Source organism: Micromonospora violae (assembly GCF_004217135.1).
Taxonomy (GTDB): Bacteria; Actinomycetota; Actinomycetes; order Mycobacteriales; family Micromonosporaceae; genus Micromonospora; species Micromonospora violae.
Genome location: NZ_SHKK01000001.1, coordinates 3,318,816 through 3,334,052, shown reverse-complemented (window position 1 = coordinate 3,334,052; position 15,237 = coordinate 3,318,816). Strand labels below are relative to the sequence as shown.

The 15,237-nt window shown below is 68.0% G+C and carries 12 protein-coding genes and 2 pseudogenes; 8 read left to right on the top strand and 6 right to left on the bottom strand.

All coding sequences use genetic code 11. From position 1 onward, the window contains the following. The first annotated feature begins 56 nt into the window (after nucleotides 1–56). From EV382_RS14775 to EV382_RS14755, 5 genes are read left to right on the top strand one after another with little or no spacing between them, the layout of a single operon-like run. Nucleotides 57–1,391 (top strand): hypothetical protein, encoded by a 1,335-nt coding sequence (locus EV382_RS14775; RefSeq protein ID WP_130402389.1) that lies wholly within the window; start codon nucleotides 57–59, stop codon nucleotides 1,389–1,391. Nucleotides 1,392–1,414: 23 nt separating this feature from the next. Then, nucleotides 1,415–2,470, top strand: coding sequence for an ornithine cyclodeaminase family protein (locus EV382_RS14770; protein WP_244236696.1), 1,056 nt, complete (start codon nucleotides 1,415–1,417; stop codon nucleotides 2,468–2,470). A gap of 2 nt (nucleotides 2,471–2,472) precedes the next feature. Next, nucleotides 2,473–2,859, top strand: coding sequence for a nuclear transport factor 2 family protein (locus EV382_RS14765; protein ID WP_130402387.1), 387 nt, complete (start codon nucleotides 2,473–2,475; stop codon nucleotides 2,857–2,859). Between the two features lie 28 nt (nucleotides 2,860–2,887). Beyond that, nucleotides 2,888–3,865 carry an ATP-binding cassette domain-containing protein gene (locus EV382_RS14760; protein WP_130402385.1) on the top strand — a complete coding sequence of 326 codons (978 nt, stop codon included), beginning with the start codon at nucleotides 2,888–2,890 and terminating at the stop codon, nucleotides 3,863–3,865. Continuing rightward, nucleotides 3,862–4,641 (top strand): ABC transporter permease, encoded by a 780-nt coding sequence (locus EV382_RS14755; RefSeq protein ID WP_208758419.1) that lies wholly within the window; start codon nucleotides 3,862–3,864, stop codon nucleotides 4,639–4,641. Before EV382_RS14760 ends, EV382_RS14755 begins: the two co-directional genes overlap by 4 nt. A 45-nt stretch (nucleotides 4,642–4,686) precedes the next feature. On the opposite strand, the gene EV382_RS14750 is transcribed toward EV382_RS14755, so the two are convergent. Then, the gene (locus tag EV382_RS14750; RefSeq protein ID WP_130402383.1) at nucleotides 4,687–5,139 is read right to left on the bottom strand and encodes a tetratricopeptide repeat protein; all 453 of its coding nucleotides are present in this window, start codon (nucleotides 5,137–5,139) and stop codon (nucleotides 4,687–4,689) included. Nucleotides 5,140–5,992: 853 nt separating this feature from the next. Then, the gene (locus EV382_RS14745; protein WP_244236695.1) at nucleotides 5,993–7,255 is read right to left on the bottom strand and encodes a cytochrome P450 family protein; all 1,263 of its coding nucleotides are present in this window, start codon (nucleotides 7,253–7,255) and stop codon (nucleotides 5,993–5,995) included. A 318-nt stretch (nucleotides 7,256–7,573) separates the two neighbouring features. Here EV382_RS14745 and EV382_RS14740 point away from each other — a divergent pair, with 318 nt between their 5' ends. Beyond that, nucleotides 7,574–7,804 (top strand): hypothetical protein, encoded by a 231-nt coding sequence (locus EV382_RS14740; RefSeq protein WP_130402381.1) that lies wholly within the window; start codon nucleotides 7,574–7,576, stop codon nucleotides 7,802–7,804. 68 nt (nucleotides 7,805–7,872) lie between these two features. Here the strand turns inward: EV382_RS14740 and EV382_RS14735 are convergent. Then, nucleotides 7,873–9,284: pseudogene (locus EV382_RS14735) on the bottom strand (IS1380 family transposase); the annotation flags it as partial. Nucleotides 9,285–9,369: 85 nt separating this feature from the next. Here EV382_RS14735 and EV382_RS34075 point away from each other — a divergent pair. After that, nucleotides 9,370–9,886, top strand: a pseudogene (locus EV382_RS34075) (transposase family protein); the annotation flags it as partial. 275 nt (nucleotides 9,887–10,161) lie between these two features. Beyond that, nucleotides 10,162–12,036 (top strand): S8 family peptidase, encoded by a 1,875-nt coding sequence (locus tag EV382_RS14725; RefSeq protein ID WP_130402379.1) that lies wholly within the window; start codon nucleotides 10,162–10,164, stop codon nucleotides 12,034–12,036. A 61-nt stretch (nucleotides 12,037–12,097) separates the two neighbouring features. On the opposite strand, the gene EV382_RS14720 is transcribed toward EV382_RS14725, so the two are convergent. From EV382_RS14720 to EV382_RS14710, 3 genes are read right to left on the bottom strand one after another with little or no spacing between them, the layout of a single operon-like run. Then, nucleotides 12,098–13,405: a sulfate adenylyltransferase subunit 1 gene (locus tag EV382_RS14720; protein WP_130402377.1), complete on the bottom strand. Its 1,308-nt coding sequence runs from the start codon at nucleotides 13,403–13,405 to the stop codon at nucleotides 12,098–12,100. Then, nucleotides 13,405–14,331: a sulfate adenylyltransferase subunit CysD gene (gene cysD, locus EV382_RS14715; RefSeq protein ID WP_130402375.1), complete on the bottom strand. Its 927-nt coding sequence runs from the start codon at nucleotides 14,329–14,331 to the stop codon at nucleotides 13,405–13,407. The genes EV382_RS14720 and cysD overlap by 1 nt, the downstream gene beginning before the upstream one ends. 7 nt (nucleotides 14,332–14,338) lie before the next feature. Further along, entirely contained in the window at nucleotides 14,339–15,202 is an 864-nt protein-coding gene (locus tag EV382_RS14710) for a 3'(2'),5'-bisphosphate nucleotidase CysQ (protein WP_130402373.1), read from the bottom strand. Nucleotides 15,203–15,237: the final 35 nt, after the last annotated feature.

The following is a 15,237-nucleotide window of genomic DNA, read 5'->3' as shown; positions in this document are numbered from 1 at the left end:
ACGTCGTGCCCACGACGCAACGTGCACCAGGTGCGCCGATGGAGAATCACCGCGGTGTGATCGCCGAGGACTACCACGTCCTGCAAAGCCTCGGCTCCATCGACGCCGCCCGGGCGGCGATGGTGGCCGGCCCGGGCACCGACGAGGCGCTGCTGATCGGCCTCTACCAGTCGGTGGAGATCGGTCTGCACAACCTGGTCCAGCTCCTCGACCGCGCCGCCGTCCATCTTCGCGACGGAGAGGTCGCGGCGGCGGCGACCGAACTTCATTGGGTACGTGGCTTCCATCGCGTCCTGGTTCGGCTGAGCCTGGCGGCCCGCCGGGTCAGCGGAGGCTGGGACGCCGAGGTGCCACGATGGACGGTGGACGGGACGCCCGCCTTCGCCGAGTTCAGGGGCGCGCTGGGACGCTTCGACCGGGAGCTCACGGCGCTCGCTGACCGGCCGGAGGTCGATCTCGGCGCGGTGATCGCGCACCGGTCCCTCGACGACGCGTGGTTCGGCGTGCTGCATTGCGCACGCATCGCCAACCACGACGCCCGGGTGTGGAGCGCGAACCTCAGCGCCTCGGCCCATCCCGCGCCGGAGCAGCCGCCGGACCGCGTGCTCGTGTCCGACTCGATCCGCCATGCGGTCTTCGAGCACCAGTTGCGCGGCGACACGTATTTCACCCAGTTCCGGGCCCTACACCAGATCCCTGAACTGCTTATCCGGGAGATCAACGATCGGGTCGAGATCGCGATCCGCCGGATTCGGACGGGCGAGATCGTCGCGGCGGTGGACGCCCTGGACGGCGCCGGTGAGCTGTTCGACCCGATCGAGGCGTGCCTGCCGCCGCTCGTCGACAACCTGAGCACGCGCGACTACCACCAGATCCGGGAGAACCTCGGCCTGACCAGCGGCAGCCACTCGGTAAGCATCCGCTTCGAGCTTTTCACCGAGCTGTACGAGCAGCTGATCGACGCCATCCGGCAGTACGGCGACGCGGGTGGCGCCGATCCGCTCGCCCGCCGCCTGCACCGCAACGTGCGGGATTTGCAGGTCTTCATCTTCTCCTGGCGCGACATGCACCTTCATCTGCCGCGCAACAACCTCGGCGGGATGGAGACGAAGTCGCTGACCGGTGCGCGGGACGCCGTCGGAACCGTACGCAAGATGCGGGACAACGCCGCGTCGAACGATCCGCTCGCCCGTGTCGACAAGCGCTTGCCGGTGCCGACGAGCCTGGCCGGGCCCCTGGTGGAGTATCTCGACGGTCCCGAATCGTCCGACGGATTGCTGCTGTCTGTCACCGGCAAGGTGACGCAGGCCAACTTCCGCGACGTGCAGGAGCGCACCAACTTCTTCGCGCAACCGTGTCCGTTCTCACGTCCGCAACGCCGGGTCGTCTAGCGCCTGCCGTGAAGGGGGAGGTCGTGGATACGCTGTTGATCGGCCACGCCGAGATCGAGCGTGTGCTAACTACGGTCGGGCGTGACGCGCTCATGGACCGCATCATCGAACGACTCACCAAGGGCCTGACTGAGCTCGGCCAGCGCGCCCGTGAGCTGTCGCCCGCTCGCAGCGGGTTCGAGCGGGAGCATCCGACGCGCGGTGTCCTGGAGTGGATGCCACACTACGACTCCGGGCAGGGCATCACCATCAAGACGGTGGCATACAGCCCGGAGAACCCGCGGCTCTTCGGGCTGCCGACGATTCTGAGCACCCTGGCCCGGTACGACGGCGACACCGGCAGGCTGCTCGTGCTGGCGGACGGCAACGTCCTCACCGCCCTGCGCACCGGAGCCACGTCGGCGGTGGCGTCGTCCTTGCTGGCACGGCCGGAGAGCACTGTCGTCGGGCTCATCGGCGCCGGCGCACAGGCGGTCACCCAGTTGCACGCTCTGACCCGTACGTTTCCCGTCGAGCGGGTGCTCGTGTGGGACGTGCGCAAGGAGAACGCGGCCGGCCTGGCGGCGCGCACCGCGTTCCTGGGCGTACCCATCACTGTTGCGCCGCCGGACGTCATCCTGGCAAGGGCCGACATCATCAGCACGGCGACATCCACGGGTGTGGGTGAGCCGCCGGTGCTGCCGTACGGCGACCACCAGGAGCACCTGCACATCAACGCGATCGGCTCGGACCTGGTCGGCAAGACCGAGCTGCCGCGACGTCTTCTACGCGAGGCGTTCATCTGCCCGGACCACCCGGAGCAGGCCCTGCGGGAGGGGGAGTGCCAGCAGTTGGCCGGCGACGACGCCGCAGGAGGGGCGATCGGACCCAGCCTGGGTGAGCTGTGCGCGTTCACCTCGCAGGCGGTCGCGCACCGTGATCGCCTGACGGTCTTTGACTCCACCGGCTTCGCCCTCGAGGACCACCTGGCCCTGGACGTGCTGCTCGAGATCGCCGACGAGCTGGGTGTCGGGTCGCGGGCCGAGCTGGAGACGCGGCCGCACGATGCCTTTGATCCCTATTCGATCTCCCGGGAGTAGCCATGGAGCGGGTGAGTCATTGGCCGGCGTCCACGCGGGATTCCGCCGAACTGCTGGTCACCGAGCTCTTCGACATCATCGACGAGCGTCGCTGGAATGAACTCGGCGCGCTCTTCGCCGAGGAATGCACGTACTGCCGTCCCGGGTACGACCCGCTGGTCGGCCTGTCGCAGCTCGACCGGTTCTACCGGACGGAACGCAACATAGCGTCGGGCCGGCACCAGGTCGAGCAGATCGTCAGCGACCTGGGCACGGTCACCTGCTGGGGCAGGTTCGTCGGGACGAGCCGCACCGGGCAGCACCTGGACGAGGAGTTCATCGACGTCTATCGGGTCCGCGACGGGAAGATCGCCTTCCGGAAGACGTACTTCTACCGGCCCGCCATCTGATCGAAGCGTTCGCCACGAAGGAGACAGCATGACCGACCGTGCACAGATGGCGATCGCCGCCTCAGGCCTGCGCAAGGCGTTCGGCGACCACGTCGTCCTCGACGGCATCGACGTGGCCGTCGGAGCAGGCAGGGTGTACGCGATGCTCGGCCCGAACGGCGCCGGGAAGACCACCGTCGTGAACATCCTCACGACGCTGCTGACCGCCGACGCCGGGACGGTCGTGATCGCCGGCCACGACGTCGCGACCGCCGGCGACGCCGCCCGGGCCGCGATCGGCGTCACGGGCCAGCTCTCGGCCGTGGACCATCTCCTCACCGGCCGGGAGAACCTCCAGCTGATGGCCGACCTGCGGCACCTCCGCAAGAGGGAGGGCCGCGAACGGGTGCAGCAGCTACTCCAGCACTTCGACCTCGTCGACGCGGCCGACAAACTGCTTTCGACCTATTCGCTGGGGATGCGCCGGCGGCTGGACCTGGCGATGACGCTTGTCGGTGACCCGCGCATCCTCTTCCTCGACGAGCCGACGACCGGCCTGGATCCCCGCAGCAGACGCACGATGTGGGAACTCATCCGATCATTGGCGGCCGGCGGGGTCACGATCTTCCTCACCACGCAGTACCTCGAGGAGGCCGACGAACTGGCCGACTGGATCGCAGTGCTCGACGGCGGTCGCATCGTCGCGGAGGGAACGTCGGATGCGCTGAAGCAGCGGGTGCCGGGCGGGCACATCCGTCTCCAGTTCACCGACGCTGAGGCGCTCGCCAGCGCCGCCGCACACTTCGACGGCGCCACGACGGACGACGAGGCGCTGACCCTGAGCCTGCCCAGCGACGGGCGGCCCGACGACGTACGGTCCGTGCTCGACCGGCTCGAACGCGCCGGCATCGAGCTCGGCGGGCTGTCGATGCACACCCCCGACCTGGACGACGTCTTCTTCGCCCTCACCGGGAGCGGAGCGAAGACCTCGGCCACCACCGACTCTCTCGAGAGGGCGACGCGATGAGCTCCCTGACCTACGTCGTCCCCGACGCCGCCACGATGCTGCGCCGCAACCTGAAGCATTTGCTGCGCTATCCGGTGATGATGATCGTTTACGTCGGTCAGCCGATCTTCGTGCTGCTGATGTTCGTCGGCGTCTACGGCAACGCGCTCGCAGAGGCGACGGCGGGCACGTCCTACATCGAGTTCGCCGCACCCGCGGTCCTGCTGATCACCGTCAACTTCGGGTGCACCACCACGGCGTTTAACGTCTTCAGCGACATGAGCTCGGGCATCGTCAGCCGTTTCCGCACCATGTCCATCTCCAGGGCGGCGATCCTCGGCGGCCATGTCCTGGAGAGCCTGATCCGCACGACGATAAGCGTCCTCATCACGCTGCTGGTGTGCCTGCTGCTGGGCTATCGCTCCGACGGGGGACTGGTGGGGTGGCTCGGCGCCCTGGGGCTGGTCTCGCTGTTCAGCCTCGCGCTCACGTGGCTGGTGGTGGCCTTGGCCCTGTCGGCGCGCACGCTCCAGCAGGCCACCAGCAACACCCTCATCTTCCAGTTTCTGCCGTTCTTCAGCAGCGCGTTCGTGCCGACCGACACCATGCCGGCGGTGGTGTCGTGGCTCGCCGAGCACCAGCCGCTCACCCCGATCATCGAGACCATCCGGGCCCTGCTCGCCGGGAACCCGGCCGGATCCACAGCGATCGTCGCGCTGGCCTGGTGCGTCGGCATCGGGGTTGTCGGCTTCGTCTGGGCGATCCGGCTGTTCGGCCGCGATTCGGTTCCGTCGTGACCGCGCTCGCCGCCGGGTGCCTCGCACCCGGCGGCTCGGGCTCAGTCAGCGCAACAGCTCGGTCACCTTCTTGAGACCGTCCCTGATCAACTGCCCGTACGGGTCGTCGCCCAGCGCCCCGATGGTGGCCTGTGCCTGCTTCAGGTGCTCACGAGCCCGATCGAGGTCGCCGAGCTTGCGGTAGCACTCGCTCAGGTTCAGGTGCAGCGAAGGGTAGAGACCCTCGACCGAGAGGGCCACCCCGGCCTCCGCGATCCGCTCCTTGCTGATCAGGCCGGCCGCCGTCAGCGCCCGCTGATCCCACAGCAGCTCCTGCTCGACGTCGTCCTGCGCATCGGCCATCGCATGCGCGAGCGTGCAGCGTTGCAGGGGATCGCCCTGTTCTCCGCCGATCTCTTCCCAGATTTCCTCGAACATGCGGCGAGCGGTTTCTCGCTCGCCTCCATGGTTGAGTTGCACGGCCTCGCCGATCCGCAGGATCGTCGGATCTGTGATCATCTGAGCTTCCTTCCGGGGTCCTCACGCGGTGGCGGCCGAATTGCCGCACCAGCCACCGGAAAATGGGTGGCGCCCGCGCAATAAACGTCTACTTTCGCTGCGGGAACGCAATGTGCACCACCCGCGTCTCGCGCTCATGAACGGTCCTTCGGCGGCTCCGTGAATAGCATTGCTGCTCGCCCGACAACCGAGGGCCAGCATGCACCGATCGATGTCCGATCCTACAGTAAGAGCTCGTGCAAATAGGGCAGGAGGGTAGCCCCGGGTACGAGGCGGGCACGGACCTCCGTGATCATGAGGGTGCTTACGCCTCGTGATCGTTTCGGGTGTCCGTGCCCGTTGTTCCATCACGGCTGATGACCCCCTTTGCGGGACCAGTTCGCCGCGCTGCTACGTGAGCGGCCGGTTGTTGATCCGTCGCATCCGTTGGGTCGCTACCGTCCACGATGGCAAATCGCCTCGTTCCCGACAAGCTGGACGCGTGCGGCCCGCTGCCGGAGGGTGGCGGTGTGCCTGGACGCCGGCTACGGCTTGCAGGTCACCCGGGAACTCCTCGAAGCCGCGAACTGCACGGGCGAGATTGCCTACAAAGCCGACAAGGCGCCCGTCTGGGCGGGGCAAGGCTGCATGTCGAGCGGACGAAAGCCTGGCACAAGGCCTTCAACCGGCTCCAACGCTGCTACGAACGCTAGGAACGCGTGATCGGTGGTTCTCCGACCTACCGACGCCATGATCACCCAACGTAGCGCGGCCCGCAGGCATGGACCCTTTGCCGATGGGGTGACTGTCCCACCCGCGGCTCATGATCTTGACCTATCTGCGCGACCTCTAACGTTGATGTCGCCGTCGGCCGCTACTGTGCGGCGTCGTTCAGCAGCACCGGCATGTCGAGGATGCGGCTGGAGCCGGGGCGCATCGTCCGCTCGACCTTAGGCACGGCCAGCGCCAGGCGTGGAAATCGGGTGAACAACGCGCGCAACGCGATCTCCACCTCGTCGCGGACCAGTGCGGCGCCGAGACAGTAGTGCGCGCCCTGACCGAAGGACATGTGGCGCTCCCGGCGCCCGGGCTCGCGGCGGAGATTCAGCTCATCGGGGTTGTCGAACTCGCGTGGGTCGGTGTTCGCGGCGAGCAGCGCGGCTAGCACCGGCGTGCCGGCCTTGATGGTCGTACCGCCGATCTCGACGTCGACGCTCGGGTAGCGCGGTTGGCCGAACACCGGCCCACGCATCCGCATCAGTTCGTGCACGGCGTGCGGCCAGAACGCGGGCTCCGCGGCGAGACGCTCGAGCTGGTCCGGGTGAGCGAGCAGCGCCTCCACCGAGCTGGCCAGCAGCTGGGCGGTGGTGTCGTGACCCGCGATCACCAAAGCGATGATCATGGTGACCATCTCTCGGTCGGAGAGCCGGTCGCCGTCGTCCTCCTGCACCTGAATCAGCCCCGTGATCAGGTCGTCCGCCGGTTCGGCACGCCGGCGGCCGACCAGCTCGTACACGTGCTCGACGGTCTCGCGCAGCGCCGTGGGAAGGCCCTGCGCATCCATCGACGACAGGGTCCGGCCCCACGCCTGCCAGCGCGGACGGTCCTCGACGGGAATGCCGATCATCTCGCAAATCACCGTGATCGGCAGCGGATAGCACAGGCCTTCGACAATGTTGACCGGAGTGCCATTGGCACCCGCTTCGGCCAGCTCGTCAAGCAGCTGCGCGGTGATCTCCTCCATCCGCAGTCGCATGTCGCCGACCCGGCGCGGGGTGAACGCCCGCGAGATGAGCTTGCGCAGCCGCGCGTGTTCGTCGCCGTCGGTGTTCAGGATGTTCTGCGCCAGGTAGTCGACGAGGTCAGCGGGGACGTTCAGCGTGTTCATGATGACGCTCCGCACGTCCTGGCCCTCGTTGACCGAGGTCGCGTTGTTGCGGAAGCGTGTGTCGGTCAGCACGGACCGGACCTCGGCATACCTGGTCACGAGGCACATCGGAGGCCCACCCATGACCGACGCGGGCACCACGGGCGCGCGCTCACGGAGCGCGGCGTACCCGCCGTGCGGATCCTCGGCCAGCTCCTGTGAGAGCAGATCGACCGGTTCGATGTCGGGCTCAGCGTTGTCGATGGTCACTTATCCTCCGTCGGTTGCAGCGATGGCCCGCGCCGGCCCCGTGGCGTGGGTCCCGGTGGATACGCTCGGAAGAATGTGGGACGTGCCTGTTCCGGCGCCGGCGCCGAATAGATTGCAGGCGTGGCTCCTAATCGAGTGAGTGGCCCATTTCCCCCGGATTTGATCTTGCCGGCGACTCGGTCCCGGAGTGCGAGCCCGGCTGATCGGTCGCCACGTCAAAATTAGACGTGCTTCTTATCCCCGTCAATGCTTTGTGTGGCATTCATCGATGCCGCTCGCCGGAAGATCAACCCCCGTCTTCGCCTTCTCAAGGAGCGCGTGCCGCTCACGCCGGTCGTCCGCGAGCGCGGCAGCGTCCGCGCCTCGTTGCGCACCCTGTTGCGTACCGGCCCGTGGTTGACCGTGGTCGGCTTCTCGGTGCTGGCCTTCGCCCGGCCCGGCATCATCGCCGGCGGCGCCGTCTACTTCGCCCTGCGCAGCCTGCATAACCCGCGATCCCGGTCATCCTGCTCGCGTTCTCGCTTCACGCGGTCGTCGGCTCGCTGCTGACCGCGCCCGTCCTGCGCGTGGGCCGGGGTCCTCCAGGTGTTCGTTGGGTCGGGGTGGGCGTGTTCAGGTCAGTGGGCGGGGCAGCGCGGTGAGGTGAGGCGAGTGAACGCGGTGAGGAGTTGCTCGGTCCAGGGCCAGGCTTCGGCGATGCGCAGGCGGGTGCGACGGGCTGAGCGGGTGATCCGGGCGGGGACGTGTAGCAGCCAGTAGCGCAGTTTCTTCGGTTCGGCGGTGGCGAGGTCGCCGTCGAGGAGGAGGTGCTGGGTCCAGGCGAACAGATCGATGTCGGTGAGTGCGAGTTCCAGCCAGGCGGCGTTGATGGCGAATACCCGGGAGGGGAAGCGGCCGAGGCCGGTGTCCTTGCCGGTGCGGATGCGGTCCTCGACGCGGGCGTGGCCACGGTGGCGGGCCTCCAGGTACTGGATCGACCCCTCGCCGGGTGGGGTGTCGGTGGCCATCACCTGGTGGCGCCAGCCTTCGACGGTGTCGAACAGCGTCAGTTGCGCGCCGGGATGCGGACGTCCCCGGCGCACGACGAACCGCGTCCCGGCTGGGTAGCCATTGCCTGGGACGATGCCGGTGATCTCGCAGATCTCGGCGTCGTCGCGGAGGTCGCCGTTGGCGTCGGCGGCAGGGATCCATCCGGTGGCGTGGCGCATCGCCTCGCGGATCGGTTCGGTGATCGCCACGCCCACACTGTAGAAGTTGTTGATGCCGTGCTCACGCAGGCTGCGGATGTGGGCCAGGAACCCATGGGTGCAGCCGGCCGAGCCCGACCGGATGAGGATGTCGGTGCCGTAGCGATGCGCGTCCGGGATCTGCACGAGGGCCTGGTCCAGGACGGTGAGGTGATCGGCGGTGGTGTTGGAGCCTGCCCGGCCCTCCCGCAGTAACCCCGACAGGGCTTCACGGGTGTTGTCCAGGAAGCAGAACAGCGGGTGGTAGCCGAACGTCTTCTTCCACGTCCGGGTCGCTGACTCCTTCTCCGAATGGCAGATCACGATGGAGGCGTCCAGGCCCAGGACCAACCCGGGCACCGCCTGCCCGGCCACCACCACGGCGGGCAGACCACCACGGGTCTCGGCCGTCTGCGCCCACGCCACCTCCCGCGCCTGCACTCTGGCCACGCGCAGCCCCGCCAGCGCAGCTGCGTCCACAGCCGACAAGAGACGCCAGGCGGTCGGGTCCGAGGCCACCGGACCGAACAGTTCCGCCTGAGCACGCAGCACAGCCAGGTCCGCAAATCGCTTCCCCGCCGTCGGCGATCATCACCGCCACCGCGACCTGACCCGGCTCATGAACACCCCTGCGCTGCCGCAACCCGGACAAGGCCTCGCTGATACGCACAGGTCAACCCGCTGACCTCAGCGACATCGGCCAACAACCGGACCCGGCATGCCCGACCACTCCCGCCCGTCACCGCTGACCACGATCTTCGGACGTGCTCCGGTAGTCTTCACCTGGTGGTGCCTTCCGAGACGGGCGATCAGGGCCTTCGACAAGCCAGATCATCCCAGATCAGAGGGCACTTCCTCATTTTTGATCAAGGGCCGGGACGGCCTTAGCCGGGCTCGGCCCACGACCTGACCGCAGCCCGAACCCACGGCATCAGCGAAGCGCTGAACAGCGCAGCCGTGATGACCTTCGCGGACAAGGGATATCAAGGCGCCCGCGGCAGCGTGCGCACCCCGTTCAAGCGGCCCGCTACCACCGAAGCTGTCACGCAGGCAGGAAGCCGTGAGCCGCACCCACGCGAAGATCCGTACCCGCAGCGAACGAGCGATCGCCACGCTCGAGACCTGCTGGAAGCGCATTGGAGAACGGCTGCCCTGGGTCGCCGCCCAGGGCATCTCGACCCACTGGCTACGCCACACGACCCTCACCTGGGTGGAACGCCACTTCGGCTACGGGGTGGCTCGCGCGTATGCCGGACATACCGACAGCACCGGTGCGGCCACCACTACCTACATCAAGGCCGACCTGAACGCCGTCGCCACTGCGCTGTCCGCCATGACCGGGCAACCACATCCGCTCGCTCGCCCTACCGACGCGCCGGGGCCCTGCGATGGGTGGGAGGAATAGCTCGTCCTGGTCACCTGTCACGCATCTCTTCCGCTGAAGTGCAGAGGTCGCTGTGCATAGGCTGTCGACAAATCGGTAGCACGTCTCGGAATGACCACCAGGCCCGTGATCTGGAATGAATTGCCATACCTTGACCTGCATCTTGCGAGCGGCATGGAGGACCCTAGATCTGTCTTTTGCCGCCTTCATTGAGTAATCTCTTTCCCAATCGGCCATCATCGATTCCTCGTCGTGGGCGAGCGGACGAGCGAGTGCCGAATCGGAGGGAGGGGAGAATGAGTCTCCCGAGAAGATCAATTGTGGTGGGCACCGTCGCGGTGCTGGCGCTCACCGCCGCCGCACCGGCCGTGGCGGCCGAACCGGAAGGCGTCGTCCGTAGCGCCGGCGGTGCCACGGCTGTCACCGACAGCTACATCGTGGTGTTCAAGGAGAGCGCGGTGAGTCGGGCGCAGGTCGGTGCCACGGCCAGCAGACTGGCTGGCCAGCACGGCGGAGCGGTCGCTCGGACCTACTCCACGGCACTGCGCGGCTTCGAGATCACCGCCGGCGCCAAGGCGGCGGCCAGGATCGCCGCGCACCCCGATGTCGCGTACGTCGAGCAGAACCACACGGTCCACATCTCCGGGACACAGCCGAACCCCCCGTCCTGGGGCCTGGACCGCGTCGACCAGCGCAACCTACCGCTGGACAGCTCGTACACCTATCCGAACACCGCGACCAACGTGCGCGCGTACATCGTCGACACCGGTATCAACTTCGCCCACAACGACTTCGGCGGCCGGGCCACCTCCGGCTACGACGCGGTCGACGGCGGGTCGGCCGACGACTGCAACGGGCACGGCACGCACGTCGCCGGCACTGTCGGCGGCTCGGCGTACGGCGTGGCCAAGGGCGTCCAGTTGGTCGGCGTACGGGTGCTGAACTGCTCGGGCAGTGGCACCAATGCCGGGGTGATCGGCGGCATCGACTGGGTCACCGCGAACGCGATCAAGCCGGCCGTGGCGAACATGAGCCTCGGTGGTAGCGCCAACAGCTCACTCGACACGGCCGTCAACAACTCGATCAATTCCGGTGTCACGTACGCGGTCGCGGCCGGCAACGGCAACGCCCTGGGCGTCCGGCAGAACGCCTGTAACTACTCCCCGGCGCGGGTGGCCTCCGCGATCACCGTGGGTGCGACGCAGAACAACGACGCGGCCGCGAGTTTCTCCAACTTCGGCACCTGCGTCGACATCCTGGCGCCGGGCGTCAACATCACCTCGGCCTGGTACAACGGCAACACCGCGACCAACACGATCAGCGGCACCTCGATGGCCTCGCCGCACGTCGCCGGCGCGGCGGCGCTGGCGCTGTCGGCGAACCCGTCCTGGACCCCGCAGCAGGTCCGCGACTACCTGGTCGGCAACTCCACCCCGAACGTGGTGACCAACGTCGGCACCGGCACCCCCAACCAGTTGCTCTACGTGGGCGGCGGCGGCACTCCACCAGCCGACGACTTCTCCGTCGGGGTGTCACCGACGGCCGGTTCGACCGCGCCGGGCGGCTCGGTCAGCGCCACCGTGAGTACCGCGACGACCAGCGGCTCGGCGCAGTCGGTGAGCCTGTCGGCGAGCGGGCTGCCGAGTGGCGCCACCGCCTCGTTCAGCCCAGCCACGGTGACCTCGGGCGGCTCGTCCACGCTCACCATCGCCACCTCGGCGAGCACTCCTGCCGGCACCTACGGCGTCACCGTCACCGGTGCCGGCACTGCGGGTACGCGCAGCGCCACGTACTCGTTGACAGTGACCGGCTCGGGTGGCGGCGGCTGCTCGGGCACCAACGGCACCGATGTGGCGATACCCGACAGCAATACGGCGGTGACCAGCGGCATCGTCATCACCGGCTGTAACCGTAATGCCTCCTCGGCGTCCACAGTGGCGGTCGACATCGTGCACACCTTCCGTGGTGACCTGATCATCGATCTGGTGGCACCGGACGGTACGGCCTACCGGCTGAAGAGCCAAAGCTTCTTCGACGGTGCCGACAACGTGAACGCCACCTATACCGCGAATCTCTCCACCGAGCCGGCGAACGGCACCTGGCTGCTCCGGGTGCGAGACGTGTTCTCCGGTGACACCGGCTATATCAACACCTGGACCCTTACTGTCTGAGACGTGACGAAGGGCCCTTTCCGCTCCGATTTCCGGTAGCGGGAAGGGCCCTTGCCGTAGGTCAATTGGTATCGACGATCATCCCGGCAGCGATGGTGCGGTTGGTGGTTTCGTCGATCAGGATGAAACCACCGGTGGTACGGTTGCGCCGGTATTCGTCGGCGAGGAGCGGAACGGTCGTACGCATGCGGACGCGGCCGATTTCGTTGAGCCCGAGTTCGGTGGCGGCCTCGTCACGATGCAGCGAGTTCACATCGAGTCGGTAGTGCAGCTCGCGGATCACGGCCCGGGCGGTACGGGTGGTGTGCTTGATGGCGTACGTCGCGCCGGGACGCAGCGGGGTGGCCTCGTCCATCCAGCAGATCATCGCCTCGATGCCCTGCGCGACTGCCGGGCCGTTGTTCGGCCGGCAGATCAGGTCGCCCCGGGAGACGTCGATCTCGTCGGTCAACCGGACCGTGACCGACATCGGCGGATACGCCTCGGCGACCGGTCCGTCCGCGGTCTCGATCCCCGCGATCTGGGAGGTGAGCCCGGAGGGGAGAACGACGACCTCGTCTCCCGGCTTCAGCACACCCGAAGCGACCTGGCCGGCGTAACCCCGGTAGTCGGTGATCGTGGTCGACTGCGGCCGGATCACATATTGCACCGGGAACCGGACGTCGACCAGGTTCCGGTCGGAGGCGATGTGCACCCGCTCCAGGTGGTGCAGCAGTGCCGGGCCCTCGTACCACGGGGTGTGCTCGGAGCGGGCCACGATGTTGTCGCCGTGCAACGCCGAGACCGGGACGACGGCGAGGTCCGGCACCTCCAACTTCGCCGCGAACGCGGTGAACTCGTCCGAGATCCGCTCGAACGCCTTCTGCGACCAGTCCACCAGGTCCATCTTGTTCACACACAACACCAGGTGCGGCACCCGCAGCAGCGAACACAGGAACGCGTGCCGGCGGGACTGCTCCACCAAACCCTTACGGGCGTCGACCAGGATCAACGCCAGGTCGGCGGTGGAGGCGCCGGTGACCATGTTCCGGGTGTACTGGATGTGCCCCGGGGTGTCGGCGACGATGAACTTGCGCCGGGGCGTGGCGAAGTACCGGTACGCCACGTCGATCGTGATGCCCTGCTCCCGCTCCGCCCGCAGGCCGTCGGTCAGCAACGCCAGATTCGTGTACTCGTCGCCCTTGGCCGCGCTGGCCGCCTCCACGGCTGCCAACTGGTCCGTGAACAAGGACTTGGTGTCGTAGAGCAACCGACCGATCAGCGTCGACTTGCCGTCGTCGACGCTGCCCGCCGTCGTGAACCGCAACAGGTCCATCGCCCGGCCCTCGGACGCTGCGCCCTCGACCACCGCGACCCCGGTCGTGCCCATCAGAAGTAGCCTTCCCGCTTGCGGTCTTCCATCGCGGTCTCACTCACCCGGTCGTCACCCCGGGTCGCCCCCCGCTCGGTGATCCGGGTCGCCGCGACCTCCTCGATCACCAGGTCCACCGTGTCCGCCTCGGACAGCACCGCCGCCGTGCACGAGGCATCGCCGACGGTCCGGTACCGCACCCGCGCCTTGAACGGCTCCTCCGAGCCTCGGGGTGCGATGAACTCGTTCACCGCGTAGAGCATCCCGTCGCGTTCGATCACCGTACGTTCGTGGGCGTAGTAGATCGACGGCAACGACAGCCGTTCCTGGGCGATGTAGTGCCAGACGTCCAGCTCGGTCCAGTTCGACAACGGGAACACTCGGATCGACTCGCCCGGATGATGCCGACCGTTGTACAACGACCACAGCTCCGGCCGCTGGTTCTTCGGATCCCACTGACCGAAGTCGTCCCGGAAGCTGAACATGCGCTCCTTGGCGCGGGCCTTCTCCTCGTCCCGCCGCGCCCCGCCGAACAACGCGTCGAACCGGTACTTCTCCACCGCCGCCAACAACACCGGGGTCTGGATCCGGTTCCGCGTCCCGTCGGCGGATTCGCGGACCAGACCTGCCTCCAACGCCTCGGGTACGCTCGCCACCACCAACTGCAGGCCGAGTTCGGCGACCCGCTGATCCCGGTAGTCCAACACCTCGTCGAAGTTGTGCCCGGTGTCGACGTGCAGCACCGGGAACGGGATCCGGGCCGGCGCGAACGCCTTCTGGGCCAACCGGAGCATCACGATCGAATCCTTGCCGCCGGAGAAGAGCAGGACCGGGCGCTCCAGCTCGGCCACCACCTCGCGCATGACGAAGATGCTTTCTGCCTCGATCGCGTCCAGGTGCGACACCCGGTACGCCGCCGCGGGCGTCGTGTCGATTGTCGTCATCGCGGTATCAACCGGCTGCCGTGGCCGGTGCCGGCACGAGGGTCAGGTGTCGCCGCAGCGCGGCGAGGAGTGGGGCGGCCAGCTCCGGGCGGCAGACCACCAGGTCCGGCAGCCGGGGATCGGCCTCGTTGTAGCTCAACGCAGAACCATCGATGCGGGAAGCGTGCAGTCCGGTGGCCGTCGCCACCGCCACCGGCGCCGCCGAATCCCACTCGTACTGACCACCCGCGTGCACGTACGCGTCGACCTCACCGGTGATCACCGCGGCGATCTTCGCCCCGGCCGACCCCATCGGCACCAACTCGGCACCGACCTCGTCCGCCACCTCCGTCACGAACGCCGGCGGCCGACTCCGACTCGCCGCCAACCGGATCGTCCGACCGCTGACCGTCGGCGGCCGGGGTGGGGGCGTCTCGGTGCCGAGGGTACGGAGCTGGGCCGGCAGGGCGATGGCGCCCGCGACGAGGCGGTGCTCCGTCGGCGCGTTCCGTTGCCAGAGTGCGACATGCACCGCCCAGTCCGTCCGGTCCGGCTCGGAGAACTCGCGGGTCCCATCCAACGGGTCCACGATCCACACCCGGTCGGCGCCGAGCCGCTCCGGCGACGGGCCGGCCGTACCCGTCGTCCAGTCCTGCCGGGCGCCGTGGTCCTCCTCAGAGAGCACGGCGTCGGCGCTTCTGTGCCGTGCCAGTTCAGCGCGCAGTAGTTGGTGCGACGCCCGATCACCCGCGCGCTTCAGCGCGGCCGGGTCGTGGTGACCGAGCTCCGCGCGGACGCGCAGCAGCAGCCGGCCGGCCCGACCGGCCAACCAGGCGGCGAACGCGCCATCCGACGCGGGGGCTGCTGACCTGGGGGGTTCCAGCACGTTCATCGACGAGCACCTCCGATAGACTCGGTGACCGTGCC

Coding starts and splice junctions, on each gene's coding strand:
- EV382_RS14765 (WP_130402387.1), top strand. CDS start 2,473: ATGGAGCGGGTGAGTCATTGGCCGGCGTCCACGCGGGATTCCGCCGAA.
- EV382_RS14760 (WP_130402385.1), top strand. CDS start 2,888: ATGACCGACCGTGCACAGATGGCGATCGCCGCCTCAGGCCTGCGCAAG.
- EV382_RS14755 (WP_208758419.1), top strand. CDS start 3,862: ATGAGCTCCCTGACCTACGTCGTCCCCGACGCCGCCACGATGCTGCGC.
- EV382_RS14750 (WP_130402383.1), bottom strand. CDS start 5,139: ATGATCACAGATCCGACGATCCTGCGGATCGGCGAGGCCGTGCAACTC.
- EV382_RS14725 (WP_130402379.1), top strand. CDS start 10,162: ATGAGTCTCCCGAGAAGATCAATTGTGGTGGGCACCGTCGCGGTGCTG.
- EV382_RS14720 (WP_130402377.1), bottom strand. CDS start 13,405: ATGGGCACGACCGGGGTCGCGGTGGTCGAGGGCGCAGCGTCCGAGGGC.
- cysD (WP_130402375.1), bottom strand. CDS start 14,331: ATGACGACAATCGACACGACGCCCGCGGCGGCGTACCGGGTGTCGCAC.
- EV382_RS14710 (WP_130402373.1), bottom strand. CDS start 15,202: ATGAACGTGCTGGAACCCCCCAGGTCAGCAGCCCCCGCGTCGGATGGC.